Origin of the sequence: Glutamicibacter sp. 2E12 (assembly GCF_050030965.1) — a bacterium.
GTDB lineage: Bacteria > Actinomycetota > Actinomycetes > Actinomycetales > Micrococcaceae > Glutamicibacter.
Genome location: NZ_CP188297.1, coordinates 442458 through 457587, shown reverse-complemented (window position 1 = coordinate 457587; position 15130 = coordinate 442458). Strand labels below are relative to the sequence as shown.

The window sequence follows — 15130 nt, the reverse complement described above, 5'->3', positions numbered from 1 at the left end:
CGAACAGCGTGCGGGACTACCAGTCGCTGGACGCTTTGAGCGACAGCACCGGGCAGGAGGCCTGGAGCAGAATCCTTTGCGCGTTGCTCCCCATGAGGAACTTGCCCATTGCCGTCCGCTTGCGCAGGCCGATCACGATCAGCTCGGCTCGTTGGGCCTGGGCTATATGCAGGATCTGGTCTGCCGCATCGGCACCCTGGGTGTGGCGCTCAATCCAGAAATCGATGCCGGCATCAGAAAGGCGGGCTTCCAGCTCGTGGTACTGCTTCGCGTCAATGAGCCTGTCGTCAACGAGCTGATCGCCCTTCGAAGAGTTCACTACGATCAATCGCACCTCGCTGCGCCTGGCTTCGAGAATGGCTCGTTCCAAGGCGGCTTCGCCTTCTGGCGAGGGAATATAGCCCACTACGATCGTCATGATTCATTCCTTTCAGCAGCCTTGCTGTTCTCATTTCCGTGGCCAGGCTTCGCCTGTTCCGGCTCGGGGCCGCCAGCTGCATCGTCGCCCAGCAGGGCCTCGGCGGCGGCAGACGCTGTCCCGCGTTTGCGCCGAATAACGGAGATCAGCACTGGCAGCAGGAGCAGGACGGCGATGAGCACGTAGATGCCCACGGCCAGCGGCTCGCTCCAGAGACCTGAGACTTCACCAGCAGAAAGCTGGAAGGTCTTGCGCAGCTGTTCTTCGGCCATGGGGCCGATGATGACACCAAGGATCAGCGGAAGCACTGGCAGGCCGAAGCGGCGCAAGGCAAAGCCCAGCAAACCGATCAGCAGCAGCAGCCAGAGATCAGCTACCTGCATGTTCACGGAGAAGGCGCCCAGCGTTGCGAAGAACAAGATCCCTGCGTACAGGTAGGGGCGCGGGATCTTCAGCAGCTTCGCCCACAGCGGCGCTAACGGCAGGTTGATCAGCAGCAGCAACGTGTTGCCAATGAACAAGCTGGCAATCAGGGCCCACACCAGGTCTGGTTCATTCTCGAAGAGCAGCGGACCGGGCTGGATGCCCTTCATGGTCAAGAACGCCAGCATCACCGCAGCGGTGGCATTGGTGGGCAAGCCCAAGGCGAGCATTGGAGTCAGGGTGCCAGCGGCAGAGGCATTGTTCGCGGCCTCCGGGCCGGCAACGCCCTCAATGGCGCCGTGGCCGAACTCCTCAGGATGCTTGGACAGCTTCTTTTCCGTGACGTAGGACAGGAAGGTCGGAACTTCGGCACCGCCGGCAGGCAGCGCGCCGAAGGGGAACCCAAAGGCGGTACCGCGAAGCCAGGGCTTCCACGAACGCTTCCAATCTTCCTTGCCCATCCACGGGGCACCCACCGGAATGGTGCGGGCCGGGCTGGTGCGCAAGTGCGCGGCAATCCACAGCGCCTCGCCAATGGCGAAGATCGCCACGGCGACCACCACGATGTCCATGCCGTCCACCAGGGGCGCGAAGCCGAAAGTCAGTCGCTGCTGCCCGGAGACCGGGTCCATGCCGACCAAGCCAATGGCCAAGCCCAAGCCCAGGGAAGCGAACCCGCGGATCTTGGAAGAGCCCAAGACTGCGGTGACAGTTACCAAAGCGAGGACCATGATGGCGAAGTAGCTCGGTGCGCCAAGGCTCACCGCGAACTTCACGACGATCGGGGCGACGGTCACCAGCAGCGCGGTACCGATGGTTCCTGCAACGAAGGATCCAATGGCCGCGGTGGCCAAGGCCTGTGCCGCACGGCCGGCCTTGGCCATCTTGTGGCCTTCGATGGCCGTGATGACTGTTGCCGATTCACCCGGGGTATTGAGCAGGATCGAGGTGGTTGACCCGCCATACATCCCGCCGTAGTAGATGCCGGCGAACATGATCAGTGCGCTGGAAGTTTCCATGCCGAAGGTCAATGGCAGCAGCAGTGCCACAGCCATGGCCGGGCCGATGCCCGGGAGCACTCCTACAGCGGTTCCCAGGATGACACCGGCGAAAGCGAAGAGCAGGTTAATCGGGGTCAGCGCCGAGGCGAAGCCGCCCATCAATAAATCCAGAGTTTCCAATTAGAGCACCCCCGAGAGGATTCCGGCCGGAAGCTTGATGCCCAGACCCAGATAGAAGCCGTAGAACGAACCAAGCGCCAAGGCAAGCGAAATAACCAAGGTCAATACCCAGCGCCGCGCACCCAGGCAGGTGGCCGCGCCGAAGAACATGATGGTTCCCGAGATGACCCAGCCAGCCCAATTCACGATCAGCAGGTTCAGCACGAAGATGCCGATCAGCGGGAGCAGGACCTTCCAATCCGAAGGTTGGCTCAGGTCCACGTCTTCGCCTTCTTCGCCCGCTGCAAGGTTGCCACGCATGACGGTGATGGCCAAGGCAATGGACGAAAGAACGAGAATGCCCGAGACGACGTAAGGCAGGGCCTTGGGACCTACAACGTCTGCCTGGGAGTACGTCACATGAAGCTGCGACGCGTCAACAAACACGATGATTCCGACGATAAGAAGAAACGCGGCGAACAGGAGTTCGACGCGTTTCTTCTTTGCGGTGCCTACTTCGCTCACGCCAGGCCCAGGGTCTTCAGGACGCTGGCAACGCGCTCGTCCTGGTCGGTGAGGAAGGCGGAGAATTCGTCACCGGTCATGAAGGCGTCGCTCCAGCCGTTGGTCGCCAGGGCTTCCTTCCACTCGGCCGAATCATGCATTTCGGTGACCAAATTGACCCACTTGGCCTTGTCCTCTTCGGAAATCTCAGGTGGAGCCACCAGGCCGCGCCAGTTGGAGAACACCAGATCGATATCCGATTCCTTCAGGGTCGGGGCATCTACGCCTTCCAGGCGCTCTTCGCCGCTGGTGGCCAGTACGCGAACAGAGCCCTCTTCGATCTGCTGCATGTACTCGCCGGCACCGGAGGCAGCGAAGGCCAGCTTGTTGCCCAGGATGGCCGGCAGCAAGTCGCCGCCGCCATCGTACGATACGAAGTTCACGTCCTTGGGATCAATGCCCACGGCTTCGGCTAGCTGCATTGGCAGCAGATGGTCCGGGCCGCCAGGGGAGGAGCCGCCGCCGACCGAGAGCTTGCTTGGGTCGTCCTTCCAGGCCTTGACCAAGTCGTCAATGCTCTTGTACGGAGAATCCTTGGAAACCATGATCGCTCCGGGCTCTTCGATGAGCTTGGCAATCGGGGTGGTATCGGTCAGCTTGGAGTCCGTTTCGTTGGTGTAGCTTGCACCCACCACGCCCAGGCCCATGAGCATGGCCAGATCGCCATTGCCCTTCTCATTGACAATGCGGGCCAAGCCGACGGTGCCGCCGGCACCGGCAAGGTTGAAGACTTCCGGGTTGCTGGCCAGCGATGCGTCATCCATGACCTTGGCGGCAACACGGGCAGTGGTGTCGTAGCCGCCGCCTGGGGTGTTTGGCACCATGATGCGGAGGTTCGCGATGGGGCCCTTGGACTCTGCGGCGTCAGTGCTGGAAGACTCTGATGTCACGCCGCAGCCAGTGGCGGTCAGGGCCAGTGCAGCGGCAGCTGCCAGCGCGCTCAGCGCACGGAACGACTTGAAGGGTTTCATGGGGATTCAGCCTCTTTGCTTTCATCGGGGTTGCGAGTGATACCAACTTACGTGCCATCGTGAGCCGGGTCACTCTTGCGTACTCAAAGAAAATACTGTTCATTGTGTAACCGGAAATTGTGATCTGAACCATTCGAATCTTCGGTAAGGTAGCACAGTGCCCGGATGCAGGTGCCAGCAAGGACCTGCCGGGTGCAACGTGGATTTCTGGAATATTGGGGGCGAGGCAATGGGTGCCGTGCGTTTCTGGCTCGCTAATCTGTACACGCGCCGCAAGCTGACCCTTGCAGGGCAGTACCTGATACTGCAATTGCTCATTATCGCGGTGGTGCTGGCCGGGGTCATCACGGTATCGCTGACCCAGGCCACCAATAACTTCGAAAAAATCGAGGGGCGCCGCAGCCTCTCGGCCGCCGAATCGCTGGCTGCGAACCCCCTGCTGCGCGTGCTCCTGCCCGAGGCGGAGCCGGAAATGGGTTCGGCGTTGCCTGCCATGGGCGAATCGGTGCGCAGCACCTCGGGTCTCCAATTCGTGACCATTGCCGATCCCCGGGGAACGGTCGTCACCTCCAGCTACCCGGATGAAGTCGGAACCTCGATACTGCACCCTGAATCCGCCGTCACCGAAGGCCGCGGATGGACCGGGGAAATCTGGCGCAATGGCAACCACGTCTTGATTGCGCAGGTTCCGGTGCTGGACGACGAAGGGAAGATGGTCGGCATCGTCAGCGCCGGCCAAAGCTATCCCAGCACCGGCGAGATGATCCAGGAGATCGCTCCCAACGCCTTGTTCACCCTGGTCATTTCCCTGCTGCTGGGCACCGCCGGCTCAGTCTTGCTGGCCCGCCGGGTCAAGCACCAGACCCGTGGGCTTGAACCGCGGGAAATTGCAGAGCTTTTCGAGCATCGCGAAGCCCTGCTGCACGGAGTCAAAGAGGGAATCATCTCGGTGTCGCCGGATAGCCGGGTGATGCTGGCCAATGATGTCGCCATCGAGCTGCTCCAGCTGCCCAGCCACTGCGTGGGCAAGACCCTGGACGAATTGGATGTTGTTCCGCAGGTGCGCCATGCACTGACCACCAGCCAAGAGCTGCCCGACCGGCAATTCCTTGTCGGCGAGCGGGTATTGGTCTTCAACCGGATGCCGGTCAAGACCGCCAGGCGGGATTTGGGATCGGTCACCACCTTCCGCGACAAGACCGAACTGACCCTGCTGGAACAAGAACTTGGGGACAGCAAGGCCACCGCCGACATGCTCAGGGCGCAGACCCACGAATTCGCCAACCAGCTGCACGCAATTTCCGGGTTGATCCAGCTCGGGGAATACGACGAGGTCGTGGGCTTCATCGATGGCGTGAGCTTCAGCCGGAGCAAGATCTTCGAGGACGTCTCCGCGTGCATCGCCGAACCCACGATTGCCGCGTTGCTGATTGCCAAGTCCAGCGTGGCCGCCGAGCGAGGGGTGCACCTGAAGATGGCGCCTAGCTCAACCTTGGGCAGGTGCGAGGACCAGCTGGCGCGGGATCTGACCACCGTGATCGGCAATCTCGTCGATAACGCGATGGATGCGGCCGCTGCGGCTGCCAATCCGGAAATCCAGGTCGGGATCGAGGAAACCAGCGAGCTGGTGCGAATCACCGTGAGGGACAATGGAGAAGGCATCGCGGAAGATGCCATGGACGAGATCTTCACCCAAGGTTTCTCCACCAAGGACAGCGCGGTTTCCGGCGGCAGGGGCTTCGGCCTTGCCATCAGCCGCCTGGTTTGCCGCCGCCGCGGTGGAGAGCTGGCCGCGGCCAATGCACAAGGTGCCCGGTTTACCGCCACGCTCAGGAAGTAGGAAGCAAGAAGTGATCAAAGTACTGGTGATCGACGATGACTTCATGGTCGCCAAGGTGCACGCTGGATTCGTCAACAGCGAACCGGGGTTCACCGTGGTCGGCGTTGCGCACTCCGCCGGTGACGCGATCAAGGCCGCCGGCGCGCTCTCGCCGGATCTCATCTTGCTCGATATCCATTTGCCGGACATGAACGGCCTGGACCTCTTGCAGCGCCTGCGCGAAGTCCAGCCGGAGCTCGATGTCCTGGTGATCAGCGCGGCGCGGGAAATGGATACCGTGCGCCGCGCGCTTCGTGGCGGCATCGTCCACTATCTGATGAAGCCCTTCTCGCGGGATGACCTGCGCGAACGGCTGGAGCACTACGCGAAGGCCTACCAGCCGCTGGGCGAAGCAGCGGACCAGGAATTGCAGCAGGCCGATGTGAACATGCTCTTCGGGCTCGGCGGACAAAAGCGCCGGCCTCTTCCCAAAGGCTGCAGCGCCGAAACCATGGAACTGGTTGAGAGCATCGTCAAGGAAGCCGCCGAACCCATCTCGGCCACCGAAACCGCGCAGAAGCTGGGCACGTCCCGGGTGAGCGCTCGCCGGTATCTGGAATACCTGGCAGAGGAAAACCTGGCTCAGGTGAACCTGCGCTACGGGGGAGTCGGCAGGCCCGAGCGCCGCTACTCATGGAGGGGCTAGCCCCGGAACTTGGGTTTTGCAGATCAGGAAGCACTGTGGCTGCGTCCAAAAGCACGCAGCCACAGTGCGCGGTTCTGCTCAGCGCTACTTTGACGTGGCCTTTTCAGTGGCGGCCAAGTCTTCCACGCTTTCGGACGGAACGGGAGCCATGTAGCGTTCCAGGCTATCGTCCAATTCGCTGAGCCACGGCGTATGGTGCGTGGCTGCCATGGTACCGGTCATGACCGAAGGATAAACCTTGTCCCGGTAGGTCATGATGTTTTTCTTCTTGTCGTTCTTCCACGCCATGAAGGTACGGGTGACCTCATCCAGATCGAACATGGGGTAATCGGTCTGCTCGATGAGATCGCGAATGTAGTCGGCCTGGAACTTCACTTCGTCTTCAGCGGTTTCAATGGCATTAAAACGCTTCAACCACGCATCGATGCTGGTCCGCTGGTCGCCCGCTGCGGGGATCGAAGCCTTCCCGGTAATCAGATCACGGACGTACCATGCTTGGGCATCGAACATGTTGAAGGTGAACCACTGGTCCTGGGCGCCCAGGTAATACAGCTTGTTGTTGTTCTCGGATGCGACACCGCGGTACAAGGTATCCGGATAGACGTTGTTCGGCGAGTCCAGAGCCAACCCGGAGGGCAAGAACGGGTAATGGTGGAGGTAGCCGGTGCACAGGATTACCGCATCGAACTTGCGTGACACGCCATTGCTGAAATGGGCCGTGGACCCTTCGAAGCGATCGATGAGCGGAAGCTCCTCAATGCCCTGGGGCCAGTCGAAGCCCATCGGTGCGGTGCGGTAGCTGTAGGTGACCGAGCGCGCACCCATCTTGAAGGACTGGACGCCGATGTCCTCGGCAGAGTAGCTGGCGCCGATGAGCAGGATGTCCTTGCCGGCGAAGCGCTCGGCTCCACGGAAATCGTGGGCATGCATGAGCTCGCCGGGGAAAGTGCCTATTCCTGCGAATTCAGGAACGTTAGGGAAACTGAAGTGGCCGGTTCCGACCACGACATGGGTGAAGTCGCTGGACGCAGTCTTGCCGGTTTTCAGATCTTCGGTGGTGACGGTGAAGAGCTCGGTGCTTTCGTTGTAATCTACCCAGCGGACCACGGTGGCAAAGCGCACGTACTTCTTTATATCGGATTTCTCTGCGCGGCCATTGATGTAATCCCAGAGCACGGCTCGTGGCGGATAAGACGAAATCGGCCCGCCGAAATGCTCATCGAAGGTGTACTCGGCGAATTCCAGGGCTTCCTTCGGGCCATTGGACCAGAGATTGCGGTACATGCTCGAGTGCACTGGTTCGCCGTATTTGTCGATCCCGGAGCGCCAGTTGTAGTTCCACTGGCCTCCCCAATCATCCTGCTTTTCGAAGCAGACGATTTCTGGGATATCTTGCCCTGTTTTCTTGGCAGAATTGAAAGCCCGCAGCTGGGCGATGCCGCTGGGTCCTGCTCCAATGATTGCGACGCGTTGAGTCAAGCGTTCCTCTCCGGCCTGTAAGCCTTGAAAATCTCGCGCAGGCCGCAGTACCGGAATCCGGGATATTTGGCCGCGCGTTACAACAAATGTGCTCTAAACCAGTTCTCTAGCCGTGCGGACGGGAGGTGCAGATTTCTATATGCAAACCTTCCATAGGCACAGGCTATAAATCCCCATTCTACCAGCCGTCAATTATATGGATCTTGAATGCAGAGGTCAGTGGGTATTTTCGGAATGAGTCAGCCGGAAGAATAGCGTGCAATCGAATGCCAAAGAGGGTGGTCAGGAGTTGGTACAGAGCAGAAGGGAACGCTGTGGTGCAGCCCCGATGGAACCCGGATCAGCTGCACAGCGGAATGCGGGTGCTGGAACTTTTGCGAGAGTCTGAAAATACAGGGGCGCAACGTTGAAAACCGCGCGTAATCATGTCGTTGAAAGGGGAGCTGTGGCAGGGCTGAAGGGTCCAGTAGCTTCGTCGCGGTGCCGGGACCTGTCCGGAGGAATTAGCTCCAGGGATCAAACGAAGGACGCTACAGTATTCTGTCGGTGCTCGCTGGCCGGATAGGAGCCGAGGATCTTGATTTCCCAGGTGAAGAAGTCCAGCTCCTCCAGGGCTCGGCGTACCGGAAGATCGTCGGGGTGTCCTTCGATATCAACCATGAAAGTTGTGGCCGCGAAGCCGGAACCCACCATGTAGCTTTCCAAGCGGGTGAGGTTCACGCCGTTGGTAGCGAAACCGCCCAGGGCCTTGTACAGCGCACTAGGAACGTTGCGAGCCTGGAAGACCAATGTGGTGATCACGGATTCTGGCATGGTGGAGCGACTCGGGAGATCCTGCCGGCGTGCAAGTACAACGAAACGAGTTGTATTGGTCTGGTCATCCTCCACCCCTGTAGCCAGCGCTTCCAAGCCATAGAGTTCTGCTGCCAGAGGTGGCGCCAAGGACAGCTTGGTGGGATCATTCCAATCGCGCACCTCGCGCGCGGAACCTGCGGTATCCCCAGCAATGATCGGAGTGAGCTGATGCTCGCGAATGATCTTGCGGCACTGGCCCAGCGCATGGATGTGGCTGTGCACTTCAGTAGCGCCCGAAATGGTGCTGCCTGGCAGCCCCAGCAGATCGAATCGGATTCGCAGGTAGTGCTCGGCCACGATCTGCAGCTGCGATTCGGGCAGCAGGACGTGGATATCGGCAACGCGTCCGGCCAGCGAATTCTCGATGGGGATCATGGCCAACTCAGCTTCGCCGTTTTCAACCAGGGCGAAAGCATCCTCGAAGCTGGCGCAGGGCACGGCTTCCATATCGGGAAAAAGTTCTGTGCAAGCCATATTGGAATTGGAACCGGCTTCGCCCTGATAGGAAATCTTGTTGCGCATTGAATCAACATAACCCAGTGCCCCTTTCCTGATGAAGAACTTGTGTCAAGGTTGCGGGGACGGGGCTTCTGGACGTCGAGGGCGCGACACCTGACGATGCTTGCGCCCCTTGCCGAACGGAGCTTGGAGTGCTGATGAATTACGGCAAGGTATGCGGATCGGCGACGAATTTTCACGCGAACATAGTTCCGTTCCTCTGCTCCTGGGCCAATTGCGGTCGTTATGCTGTAGACCACAGTGCAAAGGAGCATCAACCATGGCGAGCATATTGGTCCGGCAAGATGACGGGGCATGGTTTGAACCCCAAAAAATTGGGTATGCCTTGGAATCAGAATTACAGGAGATCCTTGCGAACCACCCGGAACTGATTCCAGGCGTGAGTTCCGAAGCGAAAGCCTGTCGCGAATTCCAGTCCGAGGTCGGCCCCGCAGATATTGTCGTGGTGGATGCCGGAGGGGAAGTCACCCTCGTCGAATGCAAGTTGGCGTCTAATCCGCAGATCAGGCGTGAAATCGTTGGCCAGATGTTCGACTATGCCTCGCGTCTATGGAAGATGGACGTCGACGAATTTGCGCAGCGCTGGAGAGACCGTTCTTCCACGCCGCTTTGGGATGAAAATACTGAGACGGCGACGACACTGAAAGAGTCCCTTGCGCTGAACCTGACGCAGGGAAATTTTCGAATCGTGCTAGCGGTCGATGCAATCAATGCCCAGTTGAGACTCATGGTTGAATACTTGAATATGATGGCCGGCCCAGGGACATCGATCGTTGCAGTCGAATATGCCCGGAGGCGGCATGGGGAGCTTGAACTCCTGTTGCCTCACGTATTCGGCGAAGAATTGGCCAATGCGAAATCAACACCGGAGAATCGCCAGACCACCCGGTGGGAAGCAAGCAGCATCCGCTCCTGGCTTCTTGAGAGTGACAGGCAAAGCCTGGAAGCGTTCGACGAACTGATTAATTCTGCGCTCAAGTCGGAATTGCCATTCCTAGGGTCGAGGTCAAAATACCCCGCGGGCACGATTCCCATTTTCGATTCAATGGGAACTCGGCTTGGCACCGTATCGATATTCTATTTCAGTGTGCAAGGGCTGTCCCTGGAATTCAATTTCAAGCCTGTTTCCCAGTTGCCACTCGAAGAAGCGCCTGAATCTGAGGCCAGAGAATTCTTCTTGAATGAGCTGATTGGAATCCCAGGACTGGAAGAGGTCGGAAGGAGCCTGCGGCGCAGCAGCTTTGCCAGTCGAAAGCCTAACGTTCCGCTCTCGCAGATTCCCCCGGATTCGGTGCAACGCGTCGTCAATGCGCTAAGGATTTTTACAAGCTTTGGATCGCAGCAATCCTATTGAGCTGGAGCTTTTCCTCCGGAGGAAAAGCTTGCTCACCGCCGGTAGTGCTCCGCCAGCTTCTCCAGACCCTCGTCAATGCCTACCGCAGGTTTCCAGTCCAGGACTTCATGGGTTTCGCGCTGGTCGAACCAATGCGCGGTAGACAGCTGCTCGGCCAGGAAACGGGTCATCGGCGGCTCATCATGAACCAAGTTGCGCGAACCGGCTGCCAACCACAACTTCTCGATCACCGAACCGGCCGCACGGGCCAGCCAGCCCGGAACGTTGAGCTTCGGAGCCGGGGCGCCGCCAGCCTTGCAAATGCCGGCGATCAGCTCGCCCACCGGCCGAGGTTCGCCATTGGTGACCACCAGGGCTCGCCCGTGGGCGTGGTCCATGCGTTCCAGGCCGCGGACAATCGCCGCAGCGGCATTGTCGATATAGGTGGTGTCGATCAGTGCTGCGCCCTGGTCCAGCAGGGGCAGCCGTCCGGCCTTGGCCCGCTGGATGACGCGTTCCACCAGCTGGGTATCGCCGGGCCCCCACACAACGTGCGGGCGGATGGCGGTGACGCGAAGTGCTGGCGAATCGGCGCCCAGGGCATTGAGCTCGGCCGCTGCCTTGGAGCGTGCATAGAATCCATGCGCCTTGGCCGGATCGGCCTCACCCGCACCGGCGCCCGCCAGCGAATCGCCGAAGTGCGCCACGGAAGGGGAAGAGACGAACACGAAATCCCTGATTCCTGCGCGCTTGGACGCTTCGAGCAGATTGCTGGTTCCCGCGATATTGGTGGCGGCGAAGTCTTCCCATGCACCGGTGAAGGAGACCTTGGCTGCCAGGTGGATGACCGCGTCCATGGACTCCACGGCCGCGGCGACAGCCTGCGGATCCGTGAGCGAGCCGCGGACTTCATCGATGGCTGATGCCGAGCTGCCGCGCTGGAAGGTGCGCACATGGTGGCCCTTGTCTCGCAATAGCTGGGCTACAGCGCCACCCAGCATGCCACTGGCTCCGGTGACCAGAACGCGACGGGCAGCGTCTTCATTTTTCGATGGGCTCACGGATTGCGGATCCTTCCACCTGCGAGGGCCGCGGCAGCCCAGTGGGCGAGCGCGGCCCGGTCAATCTTGGAGTTGTGCCGGATATCGGTGGGCAGGCTTGGGACTACCAGGACCGCTGCCACCTCGGTGCCAGTGGCCGCGACCGCGGCGCGAACCTGGCGGGCCAGATCGCTGGCGGCCGGACCGGATTTGCGGGCCGCGGGCACCGTTTCCATGACGACCACCGCGGCCTGGGTTCCGTCAGGTCCCACGCCGACCAGCGCGGCACGGCCAGCGCCAGCAACCGACTCGACAGCGTGCTCGGCGGCTACCGGGGTAATAGCGCCCTTGGCGGTGCGCAGCACGTGGCCAAGGCGTCCTTCGACCCACAGGCGTCCGGCCTCATCCAGATGCCCGACATCGCCGGTGCGATGCCAGCCGGGGATGGAGACGCTGAGCTGTTCGGTGATCCACAGCCGGTCGTAGCGGTCCTTGACGTGCGGGGCGCGGACCAGGATTTCGCCGGTGGCATTCGGGGTGTATTCCGGCTTGTCTCCGGCCACGCCCAGGGCGTCAATCGGCGCGATGGCAACGGTGGCTCCGGCGACTGCGGTGCCCACGCACACGCCATTGCCCGCTCCGGCAGCGCGGATGCCGGCCAAGTCGATATCGGTGACTGGCAAGGCCTCGGTCATGCCGTACGGGGTGTGGACCCGGGCATTGGGAACCAGATCCTGCACCTTGGCCAGCAGATGCTCGGGAATCGGGGCGCCGGCGGACAGCATCAGCGAGACGCCTTCCAAGGTTTCCCGCTGAGCCTGGTTCAGCGCATCCTGGGTTTCCAGGACATTAGCCAGCGCGGCGGGGGAGGCGAAGACGGTGGTTGCATCCACCGCGAGGGCGGCGTCTGCCAACGCAGCGGCAGTCAAGGTCCGCGGTGCGGTGACGTCCATGTCCGGGGTGACCGAGGTGGCACCCAAAGCAGGGCCCAGCAGCGCGAACGGCGCGAAGCCTGCCACCAGCGCAGAGCCGGCCTTGAGGTTGTAGGTTTCACGCAGGGTATCGCGCATGGCGGCCAGTTCGCGATGCGTGTACACCACTCCCTTGGCCGGACCGGTGGAGCCGGAGGTGAACAGGAGCGCCGCATCGGCATCCGGATCGGATGGCTCGAAAACCCGGGACCCGGAAGCGGCCTGGCTGCCGGCTTCATAGAGCTCGGGCAGGGTATGGGCTACCCCCAGCAGCTTGCGCTTCGCAGCAGGCAGGTCTCCAGCGGCAATCCTGGTTCCCGGCCAGCCGAACAGCCGCGCACCGGTGAGCGCACGGTCGATGCCAATCAGGTAGCTCGGGCCAGCACCCTTGATGGCTCGTCCCATGCCCTTGGTGCCAAGGCCGGCATCGGCCACCACAATGACCGCACCCAGGCGCAGGCAGGCGTAGATCAGGGTGGTCAGTTCAATTCCCGGTGGAACCAGCAGGTTCACCCGGTCGCCGGCCTCCACTCCGATCTGCCGCAATCCTGCGGCCAGGGCATTCACGCGCTGCCCCAGTTCGGCCCAGGACAGCGATCGCGCAGGATTGATGTCCACCACCGCGGCCGATTGGTCCTCGGTGCGCGAATCGAGTTCGGCAAGCATCGGACGGTATTCGCCCAGGGATTGGGCACGCGAGGTGTTCTTGGAACTCTTCTCGCCGGCAAGCCACTGGAAGATCGGGGTGGCAATATCGTTGTCTTCGCCCACCAAATGGCTGGAGCCTTCAAAGCGGTGTACCTGGGCGTGGGGCAGGCGCGACATCAAATCGCGCAGGTAGCGGTCGGAGAAGACCGGGTCCTTGGGTCCCCAGAGCATCAGGGCCGGGACCTTCAAGGAGCGCACTGCTTCCGAGATCTCGTCCAAGGCCGGACGGCTTGGGTGATCCTGGGAGAACGGGATATCGGCGACAAAGTTGGCTACGCCCTCGCGCTTTTCAGCGTTGGTGTACGGGGCCATGAAGGCCTTGCGGATATCCGGGGCCAAGGCCGGCTGCGCCAACGAGTGGGTTACCTGCAAGAAGGCAGGGGAAGTCTTGGTGCCCCAACCGTGCACCGCGGGATGGGACGCGAGTTTCAGCGCGGCGGGAAGCTCGAAGCCTGCAGTGTGGATTGCGGTGTTGGTCAACACCACGTTCTCCAGCTGGTCCGGGTGGGAAACGGCCCAGCCCAGGGAGATGATGCCGCCCCAGTCATGGCCCACGGTGGTAATTTTGCCGGTCAGCCCCAGTGCGCCAGTCAGATCGCCGAGATCGTTGACGCGGTCGGCCAGGCGGCGGAACTTGCCGCTGCGCTCGGAGAAGCCCATGTCCAGCTGGTCCACTGCCACCACTCGCCACGGCAGCCCGTGCTCGGACACATGGTTCAGCAGGCTGCGCCAGAGGTAGGACCAGGTGGGGTTGCCGTGCACGCAGAGCAAGGTGCCGGCCGGCTCAATTCCGCGTTGCTTCAGTTCTTCGTTGTTATCCAGGACGTGCCACCGGTGCCTAGTGCCCGGGGAGTCCACCTGCGACGTGGACGGTACTTCCAGATACTTCGAATAAATGGCATCTACACCGGGGAAAAGCTCGGTCACCAGGCAATCTCCATCATCGCGGTGTTCAGGCCGGAACCGACGCCCATGCACAGCACCCGGTCGCCCTTCTTCAGCGAGTCGGCTTCTTGGGACAGGGTCATGGGCAGGGAAGCCGGTCCGACATTGCCCCACTTGGAGAAAGTGATTGGCACGCGGTCCTTGACCAGGCCGACGGCCTTGATAATGGCATTGGTGTAGGACTTGGAAACCTGATGGGTCACGTAGCGGTCCATGGACTTCCAATTCCAACCGGATTGATGGGCTTCATCCCAGGCATCCACGACCAGTTCGAGGCCGTTATCCAGCAAGCCCTTCGTGTCCGTGTACATGCCCGAGGGTCCGCCGACACACAGCTCGTGGTGCTCGGTGCCGGCACGCGATACGCCGCCGACGATGCGGTGCGCTTCCGGGTGCGCATCCGCTGGGCCAATGACCGCAGCGGCGGCGCCGGAACCCAAGGTCAGCGTGGCGAATTCACGCATGTAGTCATCGCGCGTGGAAGTTTCAGCGTTCAGCCGCTGGAAAGTGGTTTCCTGGGTTGGCTTGGCATCTTCGCCGGCAACAATCAGGGCGTACTTGATCTGGCCGGAGTCGATCATGTTCGCTGCCAGGCTCATGCCGTTGACGAAGCCGAGGCAGGCGTTGGCCACGTCGAAATTCATGGCGGAGGATGGCAAGCCCAAGCCGTTGTGCACCTTGGAAGCCACCGACGGCTCCAAGTTGCGGCGGGTGACCGAAGTGTTGATCAGCAGGCCGATTTCGCTGGCATCGACACCGGCCTGGGCCAGCGCCTTCTTGCCGGCAAGAATTGCAGCGTCGTCGAATTCAACGCCATCGGACCACCAGCGGCGTTCCTTGACCCCGGAAACTCGTTCCAGAAGCTTCTTGGACAGGCGAAGGCGTTTCAGGCTAGGAGCAAGTCGCTCGTCGAATTCTGCAGAGCTCACCACCTCGGGTGCGAGGACGCTGTTCACTGATAAAAGCGCAACGTTGTGGTGCTTAAAGGTGGCATTGCCGTTCAAAATGGTGCCTTCGTTTCTGCTGGACTATCTATGTGCTGCGTGCTGCATTGAAACGTCGTGGCCGATGGGTGTGCGCCATCGGTTGCGTATGTGTTCTCCCTAGGTTATTCCCTGCATGACGCCAAGACCTATTTGAGCGCATTTTTTCAGCCGAAAGCTGGAATCAGTGCCTATGCAGACTATATCGATCCTACAGACTAGTCCTATGAGAATCA

12 protein-coding genes are annotated in these 15130 nt (G+C 61.0%); 3 read left to right on the top strand and 9 right to left on the bottom strand.

What is annotated here, in order from left to right; genetic code table 11:
- Positions 1 to 16: 16 nt before the first annotated feature.
- Genes ACP3TE_RS02090 through ACP3TE_RS02075 form a run of 4 tightly spaced genes read right to left on the bottom strand, consistent with a single transcriptional unit; the run spans position 17 to position 3536 of the window.
- Positions 17 to 418: a universal stress protein gene (locus ACP3TE_RS02090; RefSeq protein ID WP_105658224.1), complete on the bottom strand. Its 402-nt coding sequence runs from the start codon at positions 416 to 418 to the stop codon at positions 17 to 19.
- Positions 415 to 2001, bottom strand: coding sequence for a tripartite tricarboxylate transporter permease (locus tag ACP3TE_RS02085; protein ID WP_426736175.1), 1587 nt, complete (start codon positions 1999 to 2001; stop codon positions 415 to 417). Before ACP3TE_RS02085 ends, ACP3TE_RS02090 begins: the two co-directional genes overlap by 4 nt.
- A 21-nt stretch (positions 2002 to 2022) precedes the next feature.
- On the bottom strand, positions 2023 to 2526 hold the full coding sequence (locus ACP3TE_RS02080) for a tripartite tricarboxylate transporter TctB family protein (protein ID WP_426735074.1): 504 nt from the start codon (positions 2524 to 2526) through the stop codon (positions 2023 to 2025).
- Complete coding sequence (locus ACP3TE_RS02075) at positions 2523 to 3536, bottom strand: Bug family tripartite tricarboxylate transporter substrate binding protein (RefSeq protein WP_105661846.1); 1014 nt, start codon at positions 3534 to 3536, stop codon at positions 2523 to 2525. The genes ACP3TE_RS02080 and ACP3TE_RS02075 overlap by 4 nt, the downstream gene beginning before the upstream one ends.
- Positions 3537 to 3765: 229 nt before the next feature.
- On the opposite strand from ACP3TE_RS02075, the gene ACP3TE_RS02070 reads away from it, so the two are divergent.
- Positions 3766 to 5376: a sensor histidine kinase gene (locus tag ACP3TE_RS02070; protein WP_426736173.1), complete on the top strand. Its 1611-nt coding sequence runs from the start codon at positions 3766 to 3768 to the stop codon at positions 5374 to 5376.
- Between the two features lie 10 nt (positions 5377 to 5386).
- The gene (locus tag ACP3TE_RS02065) at positions 5387 to 6061 is read left to right on the top strand and encodes a response regulator (protein WP_102598037.1); all 675 of its coding nucleotides are present in this window, start codon (positions 5387 to 5389) and stop codon (positions 6059 to 6061) included.
- A gap of 84 nt (positions 6062 to 6145) precedes the next feature.
- Here the strand turns inward: ACP3TE_RS02065 and ACP3TE_RS02060 are convergent, their stop codons facing one another.
- Entirely contained in the window at positions 6146 to 7540 is a 1395-nt protein-coding gene (locus tag ACP3TE_RS02060) for an NAD(P)-binding domain-containing protein (protein ID WP_426735071.1), read from the bottom strand.
- 516 nt (positions 7541 to 8056) lie between these two features.
- Complete coding sequence (locus ACP3TE_RS02055) at positions 8057 to 8917, bottom strand: prephenate dehydratase (RefSeq protein WP_400342814.1); 861 nt, start codon at positions 8915 to 8917, stop codon at positions 8057 to 8059.
- A 256-nt stretch (positions 8918 to 9173) separates the two neighbouring features.
- Between ACP3TE_RS02055 and ACP3TE_RS02050 the strand changes: the two genes are divergently transcribed.
- Positions 9174 to 10268: a hypothetical protein gene (locus ACP3TE_RS02050; RefSeq protein ID WP_400342815.1), complete on the top strand. Its 1095-nt coding sequence runs from the start codon at positions 9174 to 9176 to the stop codon at positions 10266 to 10268.
- 32 nt (positions 10269 to 10300) lie between these two features.
- Here ACP3TE_RS02050 and ACP3TE_RS02045 read toward each other — a convergent pair whose 3' ends face one another.
- From ACP3TE_RS02045 to ACP3TE_RS02035, 3 genes are read right to left on the bottom strand one after another with little or no spacing between them, the layout of a single operon-like run.
- Entirely contained in the window at positions 10301 to 11308 is a 1008-nt protein-coding gene (locus ACP3TE_RS02045) for an NAD-dependent epimerase/dehydratase family protein (RefSeq protein ID WP_332731275.1), read from the bottom strand.
- A complete protein-coding gene (locus ACP3TE_RS02040) occupies positions 11305 to 13896 on the bottom strand; it encodes an alpha/beta fold hydrolase (RefSeq protein ID WP_426736171.1) in 2592 nt (863 codons plus the stop codon). Before ACP3TE_RS02040 ends, ACP3TE_RS02045 begins: the two co-directional genes overlap by 4 nt.
- Entirely contained in the window at positions 13890 to 14915 is a 1026-nt protein-coding gene (locus ACP3TE_RS02035; protein ID WP_013348415.1) for a 3-oxoacyl-ACP synthase III, read from the bottom strand. The genes ACP3TE_RS02040 and ACP3TE_RS02035 overlap by 7 nt, the downstream gene beginning before the upstream one ends.
- Between the last annotated feature and the right edge of the window lie 215 nt (positions 14916 to 15130).

Coding starts and splice junctions, on each gene's coding strand:
- ACP3TE_RS02090 (WP_105658224.1), bottom strand. CDS start 418: ATGACGATCGTAGTGGGCTATATTCCCTCGCCAGAAGGCGAAGCCGCC.
- ACP3TE_RS02085 (WP_426736175.1), bottom strand. CDS start 2,001: ATGGGCGGCTTCGCCTCGGCGCTGACCCCGATTAACCTGCTCTTCGCT.
- ACP3TE_RS02075 (WP_105661846.1), bottom strand. CDS start 3,536: ATGAAACCCTTCAAGTCGTTCCGTGCGCTGAGCGCGCTGGCAGCTGCC.
- ACP3TE_RS02070 (WP_426736173.1), top strand. CDS start 3,766: ATGGGTGCCGTGCGTTTCTGGCTCGCTAATCTGTACACGCGCCGCAAG.
- ACP3TE_RS02055 (WP_400342814.1), bottom strand. CDS start 8,917: ATGCGCAACAAGATTTCCTATCAGGGCGAAGCCGGTTCCAATTCCAAT.
- ACP3TE_RS02050 (WP_400342815.1), top strand. CDS start 9,174: ATGGCGAGCATATTGGTCCGGCAAGATGACGGGGCATGGTTTGAACCC.